Consider the following 15635-nt stretch of genomic DNA (forward strand, 5'->3'; position numbering starts at 1 on the left):
TAACCAGCACCCGCGCGTGTCCTGCTTTGTCGACCACGGGTGATGAGCTGGTAGCGGCACATTCCGCGCGGCTCAGCGGATCGGCGGCTCCGTAATCACCGCTGCGGGAATGGTGTTGACCGGGGTCGGCGCGGAGGCAGTCTCATCCGGTTTGACTATGACGTACAGCACGAAGGTGGCGACCCAGGTTGCCATCAGGATCGCCGTGGATCTACGTGGTCTCACTGATTCCCTCCCGGCGCAATGCCGCGGCTACCCGCACCCGCAGTTCGCGTCCGACTTCGAATTGTTTGCCTGGCAACGTGCGGGCAACCATTCGGATGTTCATCTGGTCGACGGTCAGGTCTTCCACACCCATCACGGTGGGCTCGTCGAGCAGCAATGGCTTGAGGCGAACGTCGTCGTACGCCTTTGTACCGACCTCGTGCAGGATCTCGTTGACCCTGGTGATGTCAGCGCTCGCGGCCACTGGCACGTCGATCGCGGCACGCGCCCAATCCTTCGACAGATTCGTGACCTTCACGATCTGGCCATTAGGCACGGTGATCACCTCGCCATCCGCGTTACGCAAGGTGGTGATCCGCAACGTGACGTCCTCGACCGTACCCTCGGCATGCTCCGCGGATCCAGTAACCGCGATGCGGACCACATCGCCGAATCCGTACTGCCGCTCGGTGATCAGGAAGAACCCGGCGAGAATGTCCTGAACGATGCGCTGCGCGCCGAAACCGAGTGCGGCGCCGAGCACGGCGGCGGGCGCGACCAATCCGGTCACGGCGAAACCGAGCCGCCGCAGCACCTCCATGGTGATCAACACATAGACGATGGTCAGCACCACCCAGGTGATCACCTGGGCCAGTGCATGCCGGTGCTTGGCCGCCTCGGTCCGCACCAGCGCGTCGCTGCTGCGGAATCCGGCGTCGATCTTGCGAGTGACCCGGTCTCGTACGAAGGTGGCGAACCGGCTGAACAGCACCGCTCCGAGGATGAGCAGCACGATCTCCAGGCCCGCACCGCGCAGCCAGGTGGTGAAACCGGTGGAGCCGACCGCCTGGATTTCCGCGATATTCATCTAGCTCGCCTGCTCTCGCATTCGCCAGCGGATACCGGACTCGATGAACCCGTCGATGTCACCGTCGAGCACCGACGACGGGTTGTTGACCTCGAAGTTCGTTCGTAGGTCCTTGACCATCTGGTACGGATGCAGCACGTAGGAACGCATTTGGTTGCCCCAGGACGCGCCCTCGTTGGTTTTCAGCGCGTCCATTTCGGCGCGCTCCTCCTGCCGCTTGCGCTCCAGCAGCTTGGCCTGCAGCACTCGCATGGCGGAAATCTTGTTCTGCAGCTGAGATTTCTCGTTTTGGCAGGTCACCACGATGCCGGTGGGCAGGTGGGTGATGCGGACGGCGGAGTCGGTGGTGTTGACGCTCTGACCGCCAGGGCCTGACGAGCGGTACACGTCGACGCGGATCTCGGTCTCGGGAATCTCGATGTGGTCGGTGGTCTCGACCACGGGGAGCACCTCTACCTCGGCAAACGAGGTCTGGCGGCGGCCCTGGTTGTCGAACGGGCTGATCCGCACCAGTCGGTGCGTGCCCATCTCGACCGACAGGGTGCCGTAAGCGTATGGGGTCTTCACCGCGAAGGTGGCGCTCTTGATGCCCGCCTCTTCGGCGTATGAGGTGTCGTACACCTCGACCGCGTACTTGTGTCGGTCCGCCCAGCGGATGTACATGCGCATCAGCATCTCGGCCCAGTCGGCGGCGTCCACGCCACCGGCGCCGGAGCGGATGTTGACCAGCGCGTCGCGCTTGTCGTACTCACCCGACAGCAGGGTGCGGACCTCCATCGCCTCCACGTCACCGTGCAGCGCGGCGCGTTCGGCGTCGGCCTCGGCGAGCGCGGTGGCCTTGGCCTCGCCGCCTTCCTCCTCGGCAAGCTCGTAGAGGATGGGCAGGTCCTCGAGCCGCTGGCGCAGTTCCTCCACCCGGCGCAGCTCGCCCTGCGCGTGCGAGAGCTCGCTGGTCACCTGCTGGGCGTGGTCCTGGTCGTTCCACAGGTCGGGATCCGCGGCCTGGTGCTCGAGTTCGTCGATACGACGGCGCAGCTCCTCGATGTCGAGGACCGATTCGACTGTCTTCAGAGTGGCGTCGAGTTCGGCGAGATCAGCGGAAACGTCAGGTTGCACGGTCGTCAAGCCTAGCTGCCCTTCGGAGGTCGCAGCACACTAGTGGGCGCGGCGGTATTCGACACAGCGTCGGCGCGAGTGCGAAGCGGGGCGGAGGAGTGAGACGGGCGTCTCGCCTCGGCGGTCCACGTTCGCCGACCGCCCGACGTCGGGAGGGCGCGATGTAGTGGACACCTCGAGGAATTTACCCCGAACGGTGACCGGGTTTGGCGCAGTTGATGTTTGGAAGTCTTGGGGTGGGGTCGCATCCGTGCAGGAACGGAGCCGATGTCGCAGGTGGAATAGGTGCGGTGCCATAGGTGCCTGGGATCGTCAGGTCGGGCGTTCGAAGGTGAGGCGAGGGCGCCAGGCGCAGAGTGGCGACTGTGATCGTGGGGGATCAGCCGGAAACCGCGCGCAACGCGCCGGGGCGGCGGCCGGTGAGCCGGTCGAGGGCGGCCGCGGTCGCTTCGTCGGCTGGGAGATGGACGATCAGTTGCTGGTCGTCGTCGGCGGAGAGGTCGAGAATCTCGTAGGCGAGGCGGAGGGCACCCGCCTCGGGGTGGGCGAACCGCGTGATACCTGTGGCGGCGGCCAGGCTGGGGATGGTCTCGACGCGGTCGGCGAAGGCGGAGCCCGCGATGACGGTGAGCTCGTCGGCGAGCGCGGCGATGTGCGGATCCGCGCGGAACGGGCCTTGCTTCAGCGTGGCGACCATTTCGTCGGCGACATGCCCCCAGTCCGGGTAGAGCGCGCGGGCGTCGGGGCCGGTGAAGAGGAAACGGGACAGGTTCGCTGGGGTATCCGTTCCGGTGAACAACCCGGTCGGCGCCATCAGCCGGTGGTAGCCATCGGTGTAGGCGAGAACCTCGGTCAGGCGGTTCACCACCACGGCGGGCGCGGGTTCGAGGCGGTCCAGGATCGCCCGCACGGTGGGGCGAACGTCGCGCTGTGGTTGCGCGCCGCCCATGCAGTTGAACCCGGTGTCCGCCGCCTTGGTCAGGCGGTGCAGGTGGACCCGTTCGGCGGGGCTGAGGCCGAGCGCGTCTGCCAGCGCGGACAGTACCTGCGGCGAGGGGCGCCGGTCGCGGCCCTGTTCGAGCCGGGTGATGTACTCCACGCTCACCCCGGCCAGCGTCGCCAGTTCCGCCCGACGCAGCCCGGGGGTGCGGCGCCGGGGTCCGGTGGGCAGGCCGACCTGGGCAGGTGTCACCCCTTCGCGGCGGGTGCGCAGGAACAGACCCAACTCGTTGTCGCTCACCCTTCGAACGTAACAAGTACAAACCGCCCGAGGGTGTCCCTGTCACTACCACTCTTGCGGCGGTCTTCCTTGCCTGCGTGCAGGGCAGCAGATTGGACCTGCGGCCCGACCGGTCGTTCTCGATCCGAGGAGGAACAACATGTCCAATGCCCCACTGAAGCTCGCGGTGATCATCGGCAGCGTCCGGGATGGCCGCTTCGGACCCGCCGTAGCCTCGTGGTTCGCCGAGCAGGCACAGCGGCATGATGCGTTCGAAGTGGACGTCATCGATCTGGCCGAAGCGCACTTGCCGCTCGAACTGCCCGCCGTTCCCCCGGCGCTCGAGCCGAACCCGCAGCGCCCAGCGGGCATGATCGAGCTCACCCGTAGGCTCACGGCGGCCGACGCGTTCGTCATCGTCACGCCCGACTACAACCGCAGCATCCCGGCCGCGCTGAAGGCCGCTATCGACTGGCATTACACCCAGTGGGATGCCAAGGCGATCGGGTTCGTCGGCTACAGCGGGGCCAGCGGCGGCTTGCTCGCCATCGAGCACCTACGCCAGATCTTCAACGAACTCAACGCCCACACCCTCCGCGATTACGTCTCGTTCCCGCGCTACTATCTACTCTTCGACGCCGAAGGCCGGCTGCTCGAGCCCGATGAGCCCGCCGCGGCCGCCGCGACGATGCTCGACCAATTGCATTGGTGGGCAAGTGCATTGAACACCGCCCGCGCAGTTCAGGCGGCAGCGTGAGCGATATCGATGGTTGCGGTCCCCAGGGTGCTCGGGATTCCGGAGCACGGGGGAACTGGGCAGGGTGGCGAACACGTCGAAGAGCTCGAGTGCGTCCAGAGTTCGAGGATCTCGCCCTGCGATGCGCTGCCGATCCAGTGCTGGAACTCCACCTCGACGGCGACCGACCGGCCGCCTGGCCGGTGCTGTTCAGCGCATCGTCGTACTGTTTTGCTGAGGTACGGTCGGCTGTCGGAACTCAGCCGCCCGTGAGCGCGGTCGGCCGGCACTCGAACCGATAGGGTGCGTGGCGTGGCTGTGTACTCCTCCGATCTCGAACTCGCCCTGTGGCTGGCCGATGCGGCCGATGCCATCACCCGGGCTCGCTTCGGTGCGCTGGATTTGAAAGTCGACGCGAAGCCGGATCTGACGCCGGTCTCGGATGCCGACCTGGCCGTGGAGAAGGCAATTCGGCAGGTGTTGTCCGAGAAGCGGCCGGACGACGCGGTGCTCGGTGAGGAGTTCGGCGGCACCGCTGAGTTCAGTGGAAGGCAGTGGGTGGTCGATCCGATCGACGGTACGAAGAACTTCGTGCGGCGGGTGCCGATCTGGGCGACGCTGATCGCGCTGCTGGAGGACGGCGAGCCGGTCGTCGGTGTGGTGAGCGCGCCCGCGCTGGCCCGGCGGTGGTGGGCCGCCGCGGGCTCGGGAGCATGGTCGAGCTTCGAATCGGGCGCCGGCAAGGAGATTTCGGTTTCCGCCGTCGGTGAGTTGAGCTCGGCCAGCCTGGCGTTTTCCAGCCTGTCCGGCTGGCGCGAGCGTGGCCTGCGTGACGACTTCATCGCACTGACCGACGACGTGTGGCGGGTGCGCGGCTACGGCGATTTTCTCAGCTACTGCCTGGTCGCCGAGGGCGCCGTCGACATCGCGACCGAACCCGAAGTATCCCTGTGGGATCTGGCAGCCTTGGACGTCCTCGTCCGGGAGGCCGGTGGCCGCTTCACCTCCCTTGACGGCAAACCTGGCCCGCACGGCGGCGACGCCATCGCCACCAACGGGCTCCTCCACGACGAGGTCCTCAACCGGTTCCCGGGCTGAGCGATGACATCCCGAACAGATCCCGCCGAACGGATCGTCGACGGAAGGCGCAGCAGTCGGACTCGCGGCTTGCCTGGTTAGAGGCAGCATGGCCACGCAGTTGGTGCCGCAGTGGCATGCGGCCCCGATGCATAGCCGTGCCCGGGCACTATCGGGTCTTGCCCGGTGTCGCAGGGGTGATGTCAACACCAGCAGGTGGGCGCAGGCGTCGAAGAGTGCCGTCCATACTGGTCACGAACAGTGCCCAATCTCCATCCCGAGCGATGCGAACCGAGGTGGCGCCGTCCGGTGGGTTCCGCAGGGGGCCGGGCTTGATCAGGCCGGTGATAATCGCGCAGGTCGCGCCGGTGGCCGTGTCCACCTGGTAGACGGCGCCGAGAATGTGATCGGCGACGAACAGGGCTCCGGCGCGGGTGGCCTCCATATCGTCGGGTAGCGCGACCAAGTCGGGGATGCCAGAGGCGAGGGTGTGGCGGCTGGGGTCGTGCAATGGGATGCGGTAGATCTGCAGAGTCATCGTGTCGACATAGATCGACTCGCCGTCGGCGGCGAGCGCGATGCCGTTGGCCGGCGGCAGGCTCGCCCAATCCCGCTCGTACTCGTTCGCCGCCGGCCAGTAGCGGGAGATGCCGGTCGGACCGCCGAGGCCGATGGTGGTGAACAGCAGGCCGCCGTCCGGCAGCAACAGCAGTCCGTTCGGACCGTTCAGCCCGGTGAGCAGGATTTGCACCCTTCCAGTCGCGGTGTCGTAGCGCTGTAGCGTGCCGGGCGGCTCGCTGAGTCCGTCACCGGTGAGGAAGTAGACGTACGGTCCCGCGACGCGCACTCCTGCCGGACGCCACAACCCCGTTACCAGCTTCTCCATCCGCCCGGCGCCGTCGACGTGCGCGAGGTACCCGTCCATGATCCCGGTGACGTAGAAGCCGCCCCGCCCGTCGGAGTCGAGGTTCTCCAGATTGCCGACACCCTCGACCACCGTGGTGGCTTCCCATCCTTCCGAGCACATGGTGGGGACTGTTCCCGCCTGCGACGTCGGCGTGGCCGCCGCGATGCCCGCGAACACCGCAGCGATGACCAGCGCCACCCGCACGCGATTGCTCCCCATTCCTGTTGCCATGAGAGTGAACGTAACAGCGTCGAACGATTCGGACAGCTCGACGAATTGCCACGGATGGATGAATCCGCACGTCAGCGGGTCGGGGTCGGGCAAATGACATTCGGTTCTCCACATGTGGAGAACCAGGCGGCCGAGCACGGTGAACGACGACGCGTACCCATACCGCGGCGGGCGAGCGCTCGTAGGATGGGCCGGGTGACTTCCCTCGATGATTTCGCGGCTGTGGCGATCGACGGCGAGCCGGGCATGGACGCCGGATCCGGTGCGGCGCAACAGGTTCTACGCCGAGTCTTCGGCTACGACAGCTTCCGCGGCGACCAGCACGAGATCGTCGAGCACGTGGTCGCGGGTGGCGACGCACTGGTCCTCATGCCGACCGGCGGCGGGAAGTCGCTCTGCTACCAGGTGCCCGCCCTGGTGCGCCCCGGCGTCGGGGTGGTGGTCTCGCCGCTGATTGCGCTGATGCAGGATCAGGTGGACGCGCTCAGTGCCCTCGGCGTGCGCGCGGGCTTCCTGAACTCCACCCAGTACCCCGACGAGCGCCGGATGGTGGAAGCGCAATTCGTGGCGGGGGAACTCGACCTGCTGTACCTGGCGCCGGAGCGGCTGCGCTTGGAATCGACCGCCAAGCTGCTCGATCGGGGCAAGGTCGCGTTGTTCGCCATCGATGAGGCGCACTGTGTCTCTCAGTGGGGCCACGACTTCCGCCCCGACTATCTGGGCCTTTCCGTATTGCACGAGCGGTGGCCGGACGTGCCGCGGATCGCGCTGACCGCGACCGCCACCGAGAAGACGCGCGACGAGATCATTCAGCGTCTCGACCTCGGCTCGGCCCGTCGCTTCGTCGCCAGCTTCGACCGACCCAATATCCAGTACCGGATCGAGCCGAAGAACCGGCCCGAGCGCCAGCTGCTGGAATTCATCCGCACCGAGCATTCGGGGGATGCGGGCATCGTCTATTGTCTCTCGCGCAACTCGGTGGAGAAGACCGCCGCCTTCCTCACCGAGAACGGCATCACCGCCGTGCCGTATCACGCTGGCCTGGACAATCGCACTCGTGCCGTGAATCAGTCGCGGTTCCTCCGCGAAGACGGTCTGGTCGTCGTGGCGACTATTGCCTTCGGGATGGGCATCGACAAGCCCGACGTGCGCTTCGTCGCACACCTCGACCTACCGAAGTCTGTCGAGGGCTACTACCAGGAGACCGGCCGCGCGGGCCGAGATGGGCTGCCCTCTACCGCGTGGATGGTCTATGGCCTCAGCGACGTGGTGCAGCAACGCAAACTGATCGAGGCTTCCGATGGTGACGCCGCTCACCGGCGTCAGCTCCAACTGCACCTGGAGGCGATGCTCGCGTTATGCGAGACGGTGAGCTGCCGCCGCACCCAGCTGCTGGCGTACTTCGGCCAGCCGGGCTTGCCGTGTGGCAACTGCGACACCTGCCTGTCGCCACCGCAATCCTGGGATGGCACCGTGGCCGCGCAGAAGCTGTTGTCCACGGTGCTGCGGCTCGAGCGGGAACGGGGCCAGCGTTTCGGCGCGGGCCATATCGTCGACATTCTGCTCGGCAAGAAGAACCCGAAGGTGTTGCAGTACGACCATCACGAGCTGAAGGTCTTCGGCATCGGTACGGATCTGCGCGATACGGAATGGCGCGGCGTGGTACGGCAACTGCTCGCCTGTGGCCTGCTCGCCGTGCACGGTGACTACGGTGTCCTGACGCTCACCGAGGCCAGCAGCGAGGTGCTGTTCGACGGACGCCAGGTGTTGCTGCGCCGGGAACCCGAACGAGCAGCCAAACCGGCGCGCGCCGCGAAAGTGGGTAGATCCGTGGCCGCCGAGCTGCCGCCCGCCGACGTGCCGCTGTTCGAGAAGCTGCGCGAATGGCGCGCGGCCACCGCCAAGGAGCAGGGTGTGCCGGCGTATGTCGTCTTTCACGACGCCACCTTGCGTGAGATCGCGGCCCGCAAACCCGCAAGCCTCGCCGATCTCGGCGGCGTCGGCGGCGTCGGCGAGAACAAGCTCGCGAAGTACGGAGAGCAAGTGCTCGAGGTGCTCGCCGCAGGGTGAGCCCCGGCCACGGGTCACCGCGTGCCGGTCACCGTGGGTGCGGGGCGGCGAACGACTGTGGAGGACGGCGAGTGACGGCGACACGCGCCGGAGTTCCAACCGTGTTGCTGCGCGCGGGAATTGCAGCGTGTCGCCGTCGGTGCGGCTACGGTTCTGGCTATGGCACCGGGTGATGGTCCCAGCGACGACGGGGCCGAAATTTCTACCGGCTCTCCGGGGGGTGAACCAGCGGACGCGCCGCCGTACGTTCGCAGCAGGACCGATCCATCCGTGGAGGGCGGGTGGCTGGCACACATGACCGCGACGCCGCCGCACCGGCACGGTGGGCCGCGGCTGTCCACGGTGTTCTTGGCCGCCGCGTTCGTCGCGGTCCTCGTGCTCTACATCGTGCTGCGCCAGAGTGGTTAGCGGTGTACGACCTGCGGGAATAATCCGGTTGCCGCGTCACTTAGAGTTGACCGTTATGAAGGAGAAGGGGCGTAAGGTCATCGCGACCAACCGCCGGGCGCGGCACAACTACACGATCCTGGATATTTACGAGGCCGGGATCGCGCTGGTCGGCACCGAGGTGAAGAGCCTGCGTGAGGGCAAGGCCTCGCTCGTTGACGCCTTCGCGACGGTGGACAACGGCGAGGTGTGGCTGCGCGGGCTGCATATTCCCGAGTTCAGCCACGGCACCTGGACCAACCACTCGCCGCGCCGGGTACGCAAGTTGCTCCTGCACAAGCGCGAGATCGAGCGGCTGGTCGGCAAGTCGCGCGAGGGCAACCAGACCCTGGTGCCGCTGTCGATGTACTTCTCCGACGGCAAAGTGAAGGTAGAGCTGGCCCTCGCCAAGGGTAAGCAGGACTACGACAAGCGCCAGGACCTGGCCAAGCGCACGGCGGAGCGCGAGGTCACCCGCGAGCTAGGACGGCGAATCAAAGGCATGAGGTGACGTAATCCGGCTATGGCCGCTGTTCACGCAGCGCGCCGCCGCATCGGGAGTCGCATGGCTGACCGCGCAGGCCGCAGGGCGTTCCGGCGGCTGCGGTCACGCTCATCGCCGCGGCCTGAACAGGCGGATTACCGGGTACACGGTTCGTGGATAGCGATCCGCTTCAGCGTGGGACTCTGGTAGTCGGCGACCACCGTGCGCGAACCGAGCGACGTATTCGGATCGGGCACGTTGACCACCGCACGCTGCGCCGCGACGTCGGGTTCGTCGCGCCCGTAGATCCGGGTCGCTGCCATGCCTTCGGAATCCACAGTGAGCCTGTCGAGCGTGTTGCGCAGGGCCGGCCGGTCGATTTCACCCGACCCGGCGGCCTTGGTCAGCAGCGCCTTCATCGGATAGGAGATGGCCCAGCCGATGTTGTAGCCGAAGTTGGTCGGTTCGCTCGGTGCGGCGTTCCTGGCGCGCTGGGCCCCGACGCTGTTCCCATCCCAGCCGTCGAACGGCGAAGTGTAGTTGTACAGCGTGGTAAGTGCCTGCGCGGCAGGTGTTTTGAGCAACGCGCTGTTCCAGGTCGGTGTGGACCCGAGGAAACGGCCGGTGTAGCCATCCTTCGCGAGTTTGCTGACGATCTCGGCGGTTTCGGCGGGCCCGGTGGCCAGCAGAACGAGATCAGGTGGATTGGCCATGATCTCGGCAACCGGGAAATCCTGGTTGCCGACCTCGCTGTTAGGGCCGGTGTCGATCCGTGAGGCAATCGTCGCGCCGTTGTCCAACGCCCACTTGAGCGCCCCGCTGGCATAGTCGCCGCCGTAGTTGCCACGGTAGGCGACCACTCCGAGCGTGCGTGGTTGATAGTGGTTCTGCGCGAACCAGTCCAAGCCGAGGACGGCTTCGGTGCAGTACGAGTAGCCGTCGTCCAGCACGAGATCACGGTCGGTGGAGCGATATTGCCAGCCCGACCAGAGCGTGCCCGCCCCCGTCACCAGGTTCGCCTCGTCCATATCGTGGAGAACCGCGAGTGTCTGCGCGGTACCGAAACTCATCGCCAGGGCGAGCACGTGCGGCGCTACATTCTCGAATTCCGTGACATGTTTGCGTGGGTCGTAGGCGGTGTCGCGGGTGTAGGTCGCGATGTCGATCTCGTAGCCGCCGATCCCGCCCTGTTTGTTCACCTCGTTCCAGAACGCGAGTTGCCCGTCCTGCATGGACCTTCCGAGCGGTGCGAAGGGGCCGTTGTTCAGATCGGACAGAACGCCGAGGTAGATGCAGCCCTTGTCCTTGTGGATAGCTTGCGGGCACGGCGCGCGAGTAATGCCGGGAGTCGCGGCGGGTGCCGACGCCGAGCAGGCGCCCGTCAACATGAGCCCGAACGCCAGGGGCGCGGCCATGATACGAGATAGTCGGCGACGGTTGCTGGTGAATCTCATGTCTGGCTCTCTTACGGCTGCACGCAGGGCTCGGTGAGGGAGATGCGATCCTGGGTCGGGCCGTGGTAGTCGGACGCCAAGGTCTTGGCGCCCAGCGGCGCGGTCTGGTCGGGCATCTCGATGATCGCCCGCTGTCGGGAAAGGTCGGGTTTGGCTGCGTCATAGGTATATTCGGGAATCGCTCCCTCGTAATCGACGCGCAGGCCTGGTACCGACTCGCGGACACCCTTGCGCCTGAGCTTGCCTTCGACCACGGCCCTCGTCAACAGTGCCTTCATCGGGTAGGAGAACATCCAGCCAGCGCTGTACCCCCAGGTCGAGGGCTCCAGCGTCGCCGAGGCGCGTGCCTTCTTGGCGCCCGCGCTGGTGCCGTCCCAGCCGTCCAGCGGCGAGGTCATGTTGTATCGTGCCGTGATCTCGGTCGCCGCAGGGCTTTTCAACAGGCCGCCGTTCCAGGTCGGGCCGGAGCCGAGGAACCTGCCGCGGTAGCCCGCCAGCGCCGCTTTGCCCATGATCTCACCGGCTTCGGCTGGGCCCGTGGCCAGCAGCACGAGATCTGCTCCCGCGGCGAGGATCTTGGCGACCGCGGCGTCCTGGTTGCCGATCTGCGTGTTCGGTTCGGTATCGATCTGCGCCACCACGTCGACGCGGTTGGCGGAGGCCCACTTCTTCGCGCCGGTCGCGTAGTCGCCACCATAGTCGCCCTGGTAGCTGACGGTAGCGATCGAGTTCGGCTTCGCCCTTTGCTCCGCGACCCAGTCCAGGGCAATGATCGCCTCGGAGCAGTAGGAGTAGCCGGATTCCAGCAGCAGCCCTTTGTCGCTGTTCTCGAACTGCCAGCCCGACCAAAGGGTTCCGGCGATGGCAACCATATCCGCCGCGTCCATCCGGTCGAGCACCCTCTGCGTCTGCACGGTGCCGAGACTCATCGAGAGCGCGAGCACGTGCGGTTCGATCCGCTGATACGCCTCGGCGTGCTTCCGCAGATCATAGGAGGTGTCCTCGGTGTAGGTGGCGATGTCGACCTCGTACTTGCCGCCGATCCCACCCGCTGCGTTCACCGCTCTCCAAAACGCCAACTGGCCGTTGTTGATGTCCTTGCCCAGCGCGGCGAACGGTCCGCTCGTCAGGTCGGACAGCACGCCGAGATAAATGCAGCCTTTGCTGGTGTCGACGGCGTTCGGGCAGGGATCGGAGGTGACACCCGGCGCGTCGGCTCGCGCCGAGTTGCCTCGCAGGTAGGAGCAACCGGAAAGGACGAGCCCGGCGATGACGGTGAGGGCGGACAGGCGCAGCAACCTATCCCGAATTGTCGGTACTGCCAAAGTGTTTCCTTAGTCTGAAATCGAGGCCCGCTGCCCAGGGCCGAGCGGACGGCCCGTGCAGTGTAAGTCGCCTCGGCATCGGGCCGGGGCGATCGTGTGCCAGCATCCGGGAAGGCTGGGCGTGTCCGCGTCCGGAGGGGCACTGACCGCCGCCTGCCGCGCTGCGAGAGAGGGCTCGTCGACGCAGGGCCCGCCGGGTTGTCATGGTCTGCCTGTCGATACCTCTACGCGGCGCGGGTTGCGCGGTGTCGATACGGGCAGGCCGCGCCAACAACAGTGTGGCGCCCGCCACTACCGAATAATGGGATGATCCTCGATCCGAGCGGTGTTAATATGAACAGCCCGGCAAGGAGCCGGGGCGTACGGGGCTGAACGGTTTCGACTGCGTACGTAGATTCAGGGGAAGCGTGTCGGTGCAGGCAAGAGACCACCGTAAGCGTCGCTGCAACCAATTAAGCGCCGATTCTCATCAGCGCGAGTACGCTCTCGCTGCCTAATCAGCAGAGCGTCTCTGTCGGCCCGGGGCATGCCCTCGGCTCCGGTGCCGGCATCAGCTAGAGGGCTCACCGTCCTACTCGGTCGCGGAGTAGGACGGGACAGCAAACAGCGACTGGGATCGTCATCCGAGCTTGTTCGCGAGACTCGGAGATCCGAGTAGAGGCCTAGCGGACTGCACACGGAGAAGCCCTGAAGACGCGGCGGAGGACCCGGGTTCGATTCCCGGCAGCTCCACCAGAGAAAGACCCACACTCATGGAGAGCGTGGGTCTTTCTCGTTTCTCAATGCAGGGGATGGTCGATGCTCGAATAGGGCAAGTTACGGAAGGTCGCCCGGTGGCCTGACAGTCCTGAAGTGAGCAGAGGATGCGATGGTGGTATCGGAGAAGCGGAGCCTCTGATGACCGGCGAGCGTTACAAGGTGATGCCGTTGGAGCATCCTGATGGATCATCGCAAGTGCTGAAGGACTTCATCGATTGGGGCGGGCGAGCGATTGAGGCATTATTGGAGGTCCTCGGCTCGGGGCACACCACTGTTCCGGATTACTCGCAGCGTTTGGAAGGCGATGGCAAGGTCGTCGACGTCGACGAGAAAACCGGCGGTGTGATGGTCAAGAGTTATGGTGATTTGGACAAGACGGTAGGCGCCGCCAAAGAGGCGATACATGTCACCGATGAAGGCGTAGACACCTCCACCTTTGCGACATCCGGAATCGCTGCGAGCGCGTTCTCCGACATCCAAGGTTATGTCGCCGAGCTCAAAGATGCGTTGGACAAGGCACCTGAGCCGGTGCGGGATCCGCCGACGAAAGACAATCCGCACCCGCAGAAGCATCTGACGGTGAGTGCCGAGTTAGGTCTCATGTCGCGGCCGTGGCCAAGGCTGTCGGCAACACCCATGACAAGGTCGTGGACGCCCAGGCGAAGATCACGCAACAAGCTGAGGGGATCGGCGGCTCCACTCCCACCTACAACACGAGCACTCCCCCTTACGCCGGAAACAGCTATCCGACGCCAACTGGTGGCTACAGCGGCTCCGGCACAGGAAGCCCGGTCTCGTATACAGGTTCTGCCGCGAACGCCCAGACGATATCCAGCGGCCAGAAGGCGAAGGCTGAGCAAATCTATCGATACCTCAGAGATAAATACGGCCTGACGCACAATGAAGCGACTGCCATCCTCGGTAATATGCAGACCGAATCGAGCTTCAACACCGCCGCATACAACGCGGGTGAAGGTGCCATCGGCCTGATCCAGTGGGAAGGGGGCCGGGACGACGCGCTGCGTGCTTTCGCGGGTAGCCGGGTCGGTGACTGGAAGGCGCAGGTCGATTTCATGATGCATGAAGCCGCAACCTCCGAAAAGGGCAATTGGGAGAAATGTCGATGCACCGGTGCATGCCCAGGTTCGCCTGGAAGGTGCTGAAGACCCTGGCTCGCGGCCGGTCGCGCAGCGGCGCATCGGTCGGTACCGGGTCGATTGACGGCCGGCGTGCACACGGGCGTAGTCCTAGTGCATCAGCCCATCCTCATCCACGACGCCTCGCGCATGGTGTCGACCTGCGAATGGCCGGTCACACGCACGGCGGCCAACTGCGGGCGGGCTTTTTGCGGAAGCCGACGGGGAATCGGTGTCGTGCTCGGGCCGGAATGCGCGTCGGTTGAGCAGTTCAGGGTGCGGAAAGTTCGCTGGCTGCATAGGCTCACGGGGCTTACTGTTCTAACGCTTGGAGTTTCTCGCCTATGTCGATGCCGTCCTCACCGGCGCACAGCCGATCCGGTCGCGCGCCGCTCGATTCGCCGATCGACACCGATGGCCCACGGATATCGCTGCATTCGCCGGAGTTCGCGGCGGATCCGCACCGAGCCTATCGGGAGATGCGGGAACAGTACGGGTCGTTGGTGCCGGTGGAATTGGCGTCGGGTGTGCCCGCCACCTTGGTGATCGGGTACTACACCGCGGTGCGGATCCTCAACGACCCGGACCATTTCCCGGCCGATCCGCGCACCTGGCAGAAGAACGTTCCCACCGACTGCCCCGTGCTGCCGATGATGCAGTGGCGGCCGAACGCTTTGCGCAGCGCAGGTGCCGAGCATGCCCGCTATCGGCAAACCAATATCGCGGGCCTCGAGAAGGTCGATCAGTACAGCCTGCACGACATCGTGGCGCAGATCGCGATCCCGCTGATCAATTCGTTCTGCGCGGACGGGTCAGCGGATCTGGTCCGCCAGTACGCGTTTCCGCTGGCTTTCGCGGTGCTGAACGCGATGCTCGGTTGTCCCGCCGAGATCGCACAGCAGGCGGCGAGAGGTATGGCCGCGATCTTCGAGGGCGTCGATGCGGAAACGGGGAACAAGACGCTCACCGACGCGATGCTGCAGTTGACTCTGCTCAAACGAGCCGAACCCGGCGACGACGTAGCCACGCGGATGCTGCTGCACCTGGCCGGGCTGAGCGATACGGAGATGGTGCATCAGCTGGGCACGCTGTACGGCGCGGGTATCGAACCGCAGCAGAATCTGATCGTCAACACCCTGCTGCTGATCCTCACCGACGAGCGGTTCGGCGACAGTGTGCTGGGTGGGAGCCAGTCGACCCGGGACGCCCTCGACGAGGTGTTGTTCAACAATCCGCCGATGGCGAACTTCTGCTTCAGCTTTCCGAGACAGCCGATCCTGATCGACGATGTCTGGCTACCCGCCCACCAACCGCTCGTCATCAGTATCGCTGCCTGCAACAACGATCCCGCGATCGGTGCCGACCAGTACGCGGGTAATCGTTCCCATCTGGCTTGGGGCGCCGGGCCGCATGTCTGCCCCGCCAGTTCGATTGCTTACTTGGTCGCCCAGGACGCCATCGACCAACTACTCGACGCCCTGCCGGAGATACGCCTCGCGATATCGCCTGGTGACCTGACCTGGCGGCCGGGCCCGTTCCACCGGGCATTGACCGCGCTGCCCGTCATCTTCCCGAAATCCCCGCGGCTACCTGAGGCGTAGCAGCGGAACCGCAAAGCTGGTG

The 15635-nt window shown here is 65.6% G+C and carries 14 protein-coding genes and 1 other RNA gene; 8 read left to right on the top strand and 7 right to left on the bottom strand.

What is annotated here, in order from left to right:
• Nucleotides 1–72: 72 nt before the first annotated feature.
• The 4 genes from AB0H00_RS26955 to AB0H00_RS26970 form a co-directional block, all read right to left on the bottom strand.
• A complete protein-coding gene (locus AB0H00_RS26955; protein WP_357271689.1) occupies nt 73–195 on the bottom strand; it encodes a hypothetical protein in 123 nt (40 codons plus the stop codon).
• Between the two features lie 16 nt (nt 196–211).
• Nucleotides 212–1072, bottom strand: a complete 861-nt coding sequence (locus AB0H00_RS26960; protein WP_357271691.1) for a mechanosensitive ion channel family protein — start codon at nt 1070–1072, stop codon at nt 212–214.
• Nucleotides 1073–2188, bottom strand: a complete 1116-nt coding sequence (gene prfB, locus AB0H00_RS26965) for a peptide chain release factor 2 (RefSeq protein WP_357271693.1) — start codon at nt 2186–2188, stop codon at nt 1073–1075.
• 379 nt (nt 2189–2567) lie between these two features.
• Nucleotides 2568–3428: a helix-turn-helix transcriptional regulator gene (locus AB0H00_RS26970; RefSeq protein WP_357271696.1), complete on the bottom strand. Its 861-nt coding sequence runs from the start codon at nt 3426–3428 to the stop codon at nt 2568–2570.
• A gap of 139 nt (nt 3429–3567) precedes the next feature.
• Here AB0H00_RS26970 and AB0H00_RS26975 point away from each other — a divergent pair, with 139 nt between their 5' ends.
• Both AB0H00_RS26975 and hisN read left to right on the top strand, forming a co-directional pair.
• On the top strand, nt 3568–4164 hold the full coding sequence (locus tag AB0H00_RS26975; RefSeq protein WP_357271698.1) for an NAD(P)H-dependent oxidoreductase: 597 nt from the start codon (nt 3568–3570) through the stop codon (nt 4162–4164).
• A gap of 291 nt (nt 4165–4455) precedes the next feature.
• Nucleotides 4456–5241, top strand: coding sequence for a histidinol-phosphatase (gene hisN, locus AB0H00_RS26980; RefSeq protein ID WP_357271701.1), 786 nt, complete (start codon nt 4456–4458; stop codon nt 5239–5241).
• 148 nt (nt 5242–5389) lie between these two features.
• Here hisN and AB0H00_RS26985 read toward each other — a convergent pair whose 3' ends face one another.
• Nucleotides 5390–6358, bottom strand: a complete 969-nt coding sequence (locus AB0H00_RS26985) for a hypothetical protein (RefSeq protein ID WP_357271703.1) — start codon at nt 6356–6358, stop codon at nt 5390–5392.
• Between the two features lie 246 nt (nt 6359–6604).
• Here AB0H00_RS26985 and recQ point away from each other — a divergent pair, with 246 nt between their 5' ends.
• The 3 genes from recQ (at nt 6605) to smpB (ending at nt 9365) form a co-directional block, all read left to right on the top strand.
• The gene (gene recQ / locus AB0H00_RS26990) at nt 6605–8428 is read left to right on the top strand and encodes a DNA helicase RecQ (protein WP_357271774.1); all 1824 of its coding nucleotides are present in this window, start codon (nt 6605–6607) and stop codon (nt 8426–8428) included.
• A 159-nt stretch (nt 8429–8587) separates the two neighbouring features.
• Entirely contained in the window at nt 8588–8836 is a 249-nt protein-coding gene (locus AB0H00_RS26995; protein ID WP_357271705.1) for a hypothetical protein, read from the top strand.
• Nucleotides 8837–8891: 55 nt separating this feature from the next.
• Entirely contained in the window at nt 8892–9365 is a 474-nt protein-coding gene (smpB, locus tag AB0H00_RS27000) for an SsrA-binding protein SmpB (protein WP_357271707.1), read from the top strand.
• A gap of 128 nt (nt 9366–9493) precedes the next feature.
• Here the strand turns inward: smpB and AB0H00_RS27005 are convergent, their stop codons facing one another.
• Both AB0H00_RS27005 and AB0H00_RS27010 read right to left on the bottom strand, forming a co-directional pair.
• The gene (locus AB0H00_RS27005) at nt 9494–10753 is read right to left on the bottom strand and encodes an ABC transporter substrate-binding protein (protein ID WP_357271709.1); all 1260 of its coding nucleotides are present in this window, start codon (nt 10751–10753) and stop codon (nt 9494–9496) included.
• A 50-nt stretch (nt 10754–10803) separates the two neighbouring features.
• Nucleotides 10804–12117, bottom strand: coding sequence for an ABC transporter substrate-binding protein (locus AB0H00_RS27010; RefSeq protein ID WP_357271711.1), 1314 nt, complete (start codon nt 12115–12117; stop codon nt 10804–10806).
• Between the two features lie 364 nt (nt 12118–12481).
• Here AB0H00_RS27010 and ssrA point away from each other — a divergent pair.
• From ssrA to AB0H00_RS27025, 3 genes are all read left to right on the top strand, one after another.
• Nucleotides 12482–12852: a transfer-messenger RNA gene (gene ssrA / locus AB0H00_RS27015) on the top strand.
• A 635-nt stretch (nt 12853–13487) separates the two neighbouring features.
• Complete coding sequence (locus AB0H00_RS27020; protein ID WP_357271713.1) at nt 13488–14039, top strand: phage tail tip lysozyme; 552 nt, start codon at nt 13488–13490, stop codon at nt 14037–14039.
• Nucleotides 14040–14356: 317 nt separating this feature from the next.
• Nucleotides 14357–15613 carry a cytochrome P450 gene (locus tag AB0H00_RS27025; RefSeq protein WP_357271716.1) on the top strand — a complete coding sequence of 419 codons (1257 nt, stop codon included), beginning with the start codon at nt 14357–14359 and terminating at the stop codon, nt 15611–15613.
• Nucleotides 15614–15635: the final 22 nt, after the last annotated feature.

Origin of the sequence: Nocardia sp. NPDC023852 (genome assembly GCF_040639505.1) — a bacterium.
Taxonomy (GTDB): Bacteria; Actinomycetota; Actinomycetes; order Mycobacteriales; family Mycobacteriaceae; genus Nocardia.

Bases quoted from the DNA above. Each gene is read 5' to 3' on its own strand.
- AB0H00_RS26955 (WP_357271689.1), bottom strand. From the start codon at position 195: ATGGCAACCTGGGTCGCCACCTTCGTGCTGTACGTCATAGTCAAACCG.
- AB0H00_RS26960 (WP_357271691.1), bottom strand. From the start codon at position 1,072: ATGAATATCGCGGAAATCCAGGCGGTCGGCTCCACCGGTTTCACCACC.
- AB0H00_RS26975 (WP_357271698.1), top strand. From the start codon at position 3,568: ATGTCCAATGCCCCACTGAAGCTCGCGGTGATCATCGGCAGCGTCCGG.
- AB0H00_RS26985 (WP_357271703.1), bottom strand. From the start codon at position 6,358: ATGGCAACAGGAATGGGGAGCAATCGCGTGCGGGTGGCGCTGGTCATC.
- recQ (WP_357271774.1), top strand. From the start codon at position 6,605: ATGGACGCCGGATCCGGTGCGGCGCAACAGGTTCTACGCCGAGTCTTC.
- AB0H00_RS26995 (WP_357271705.1), top strand. From the start codon at position 8,588: ATGGCACCGGGTGATGGTCCCAGCGACGACGGGGCCGAAATTTCTACC.
- smpB (WP_357271707.1), top strand. From the start codon at position 8,892: ATGAAGGAGAAGGGGCGTAAGGTCATCGCGACCAACCGCCGGGCGCGG.
- AB0H00_RS27005 (WP_357271709.1), bottom strand. From the start codon at position 10,753: ATGGCCGCGCCCCTGGCGTTCGGGCTCATGTTGACGGGCGCCTGCTCG.
- AB0H00_RS27025 (WP_357271716.1), top strand. From the start codon at position 14,357: ATGTCGATGCCGTCCTCACCGGCGCACAGCCGATCCGGTCGCGCGCCG.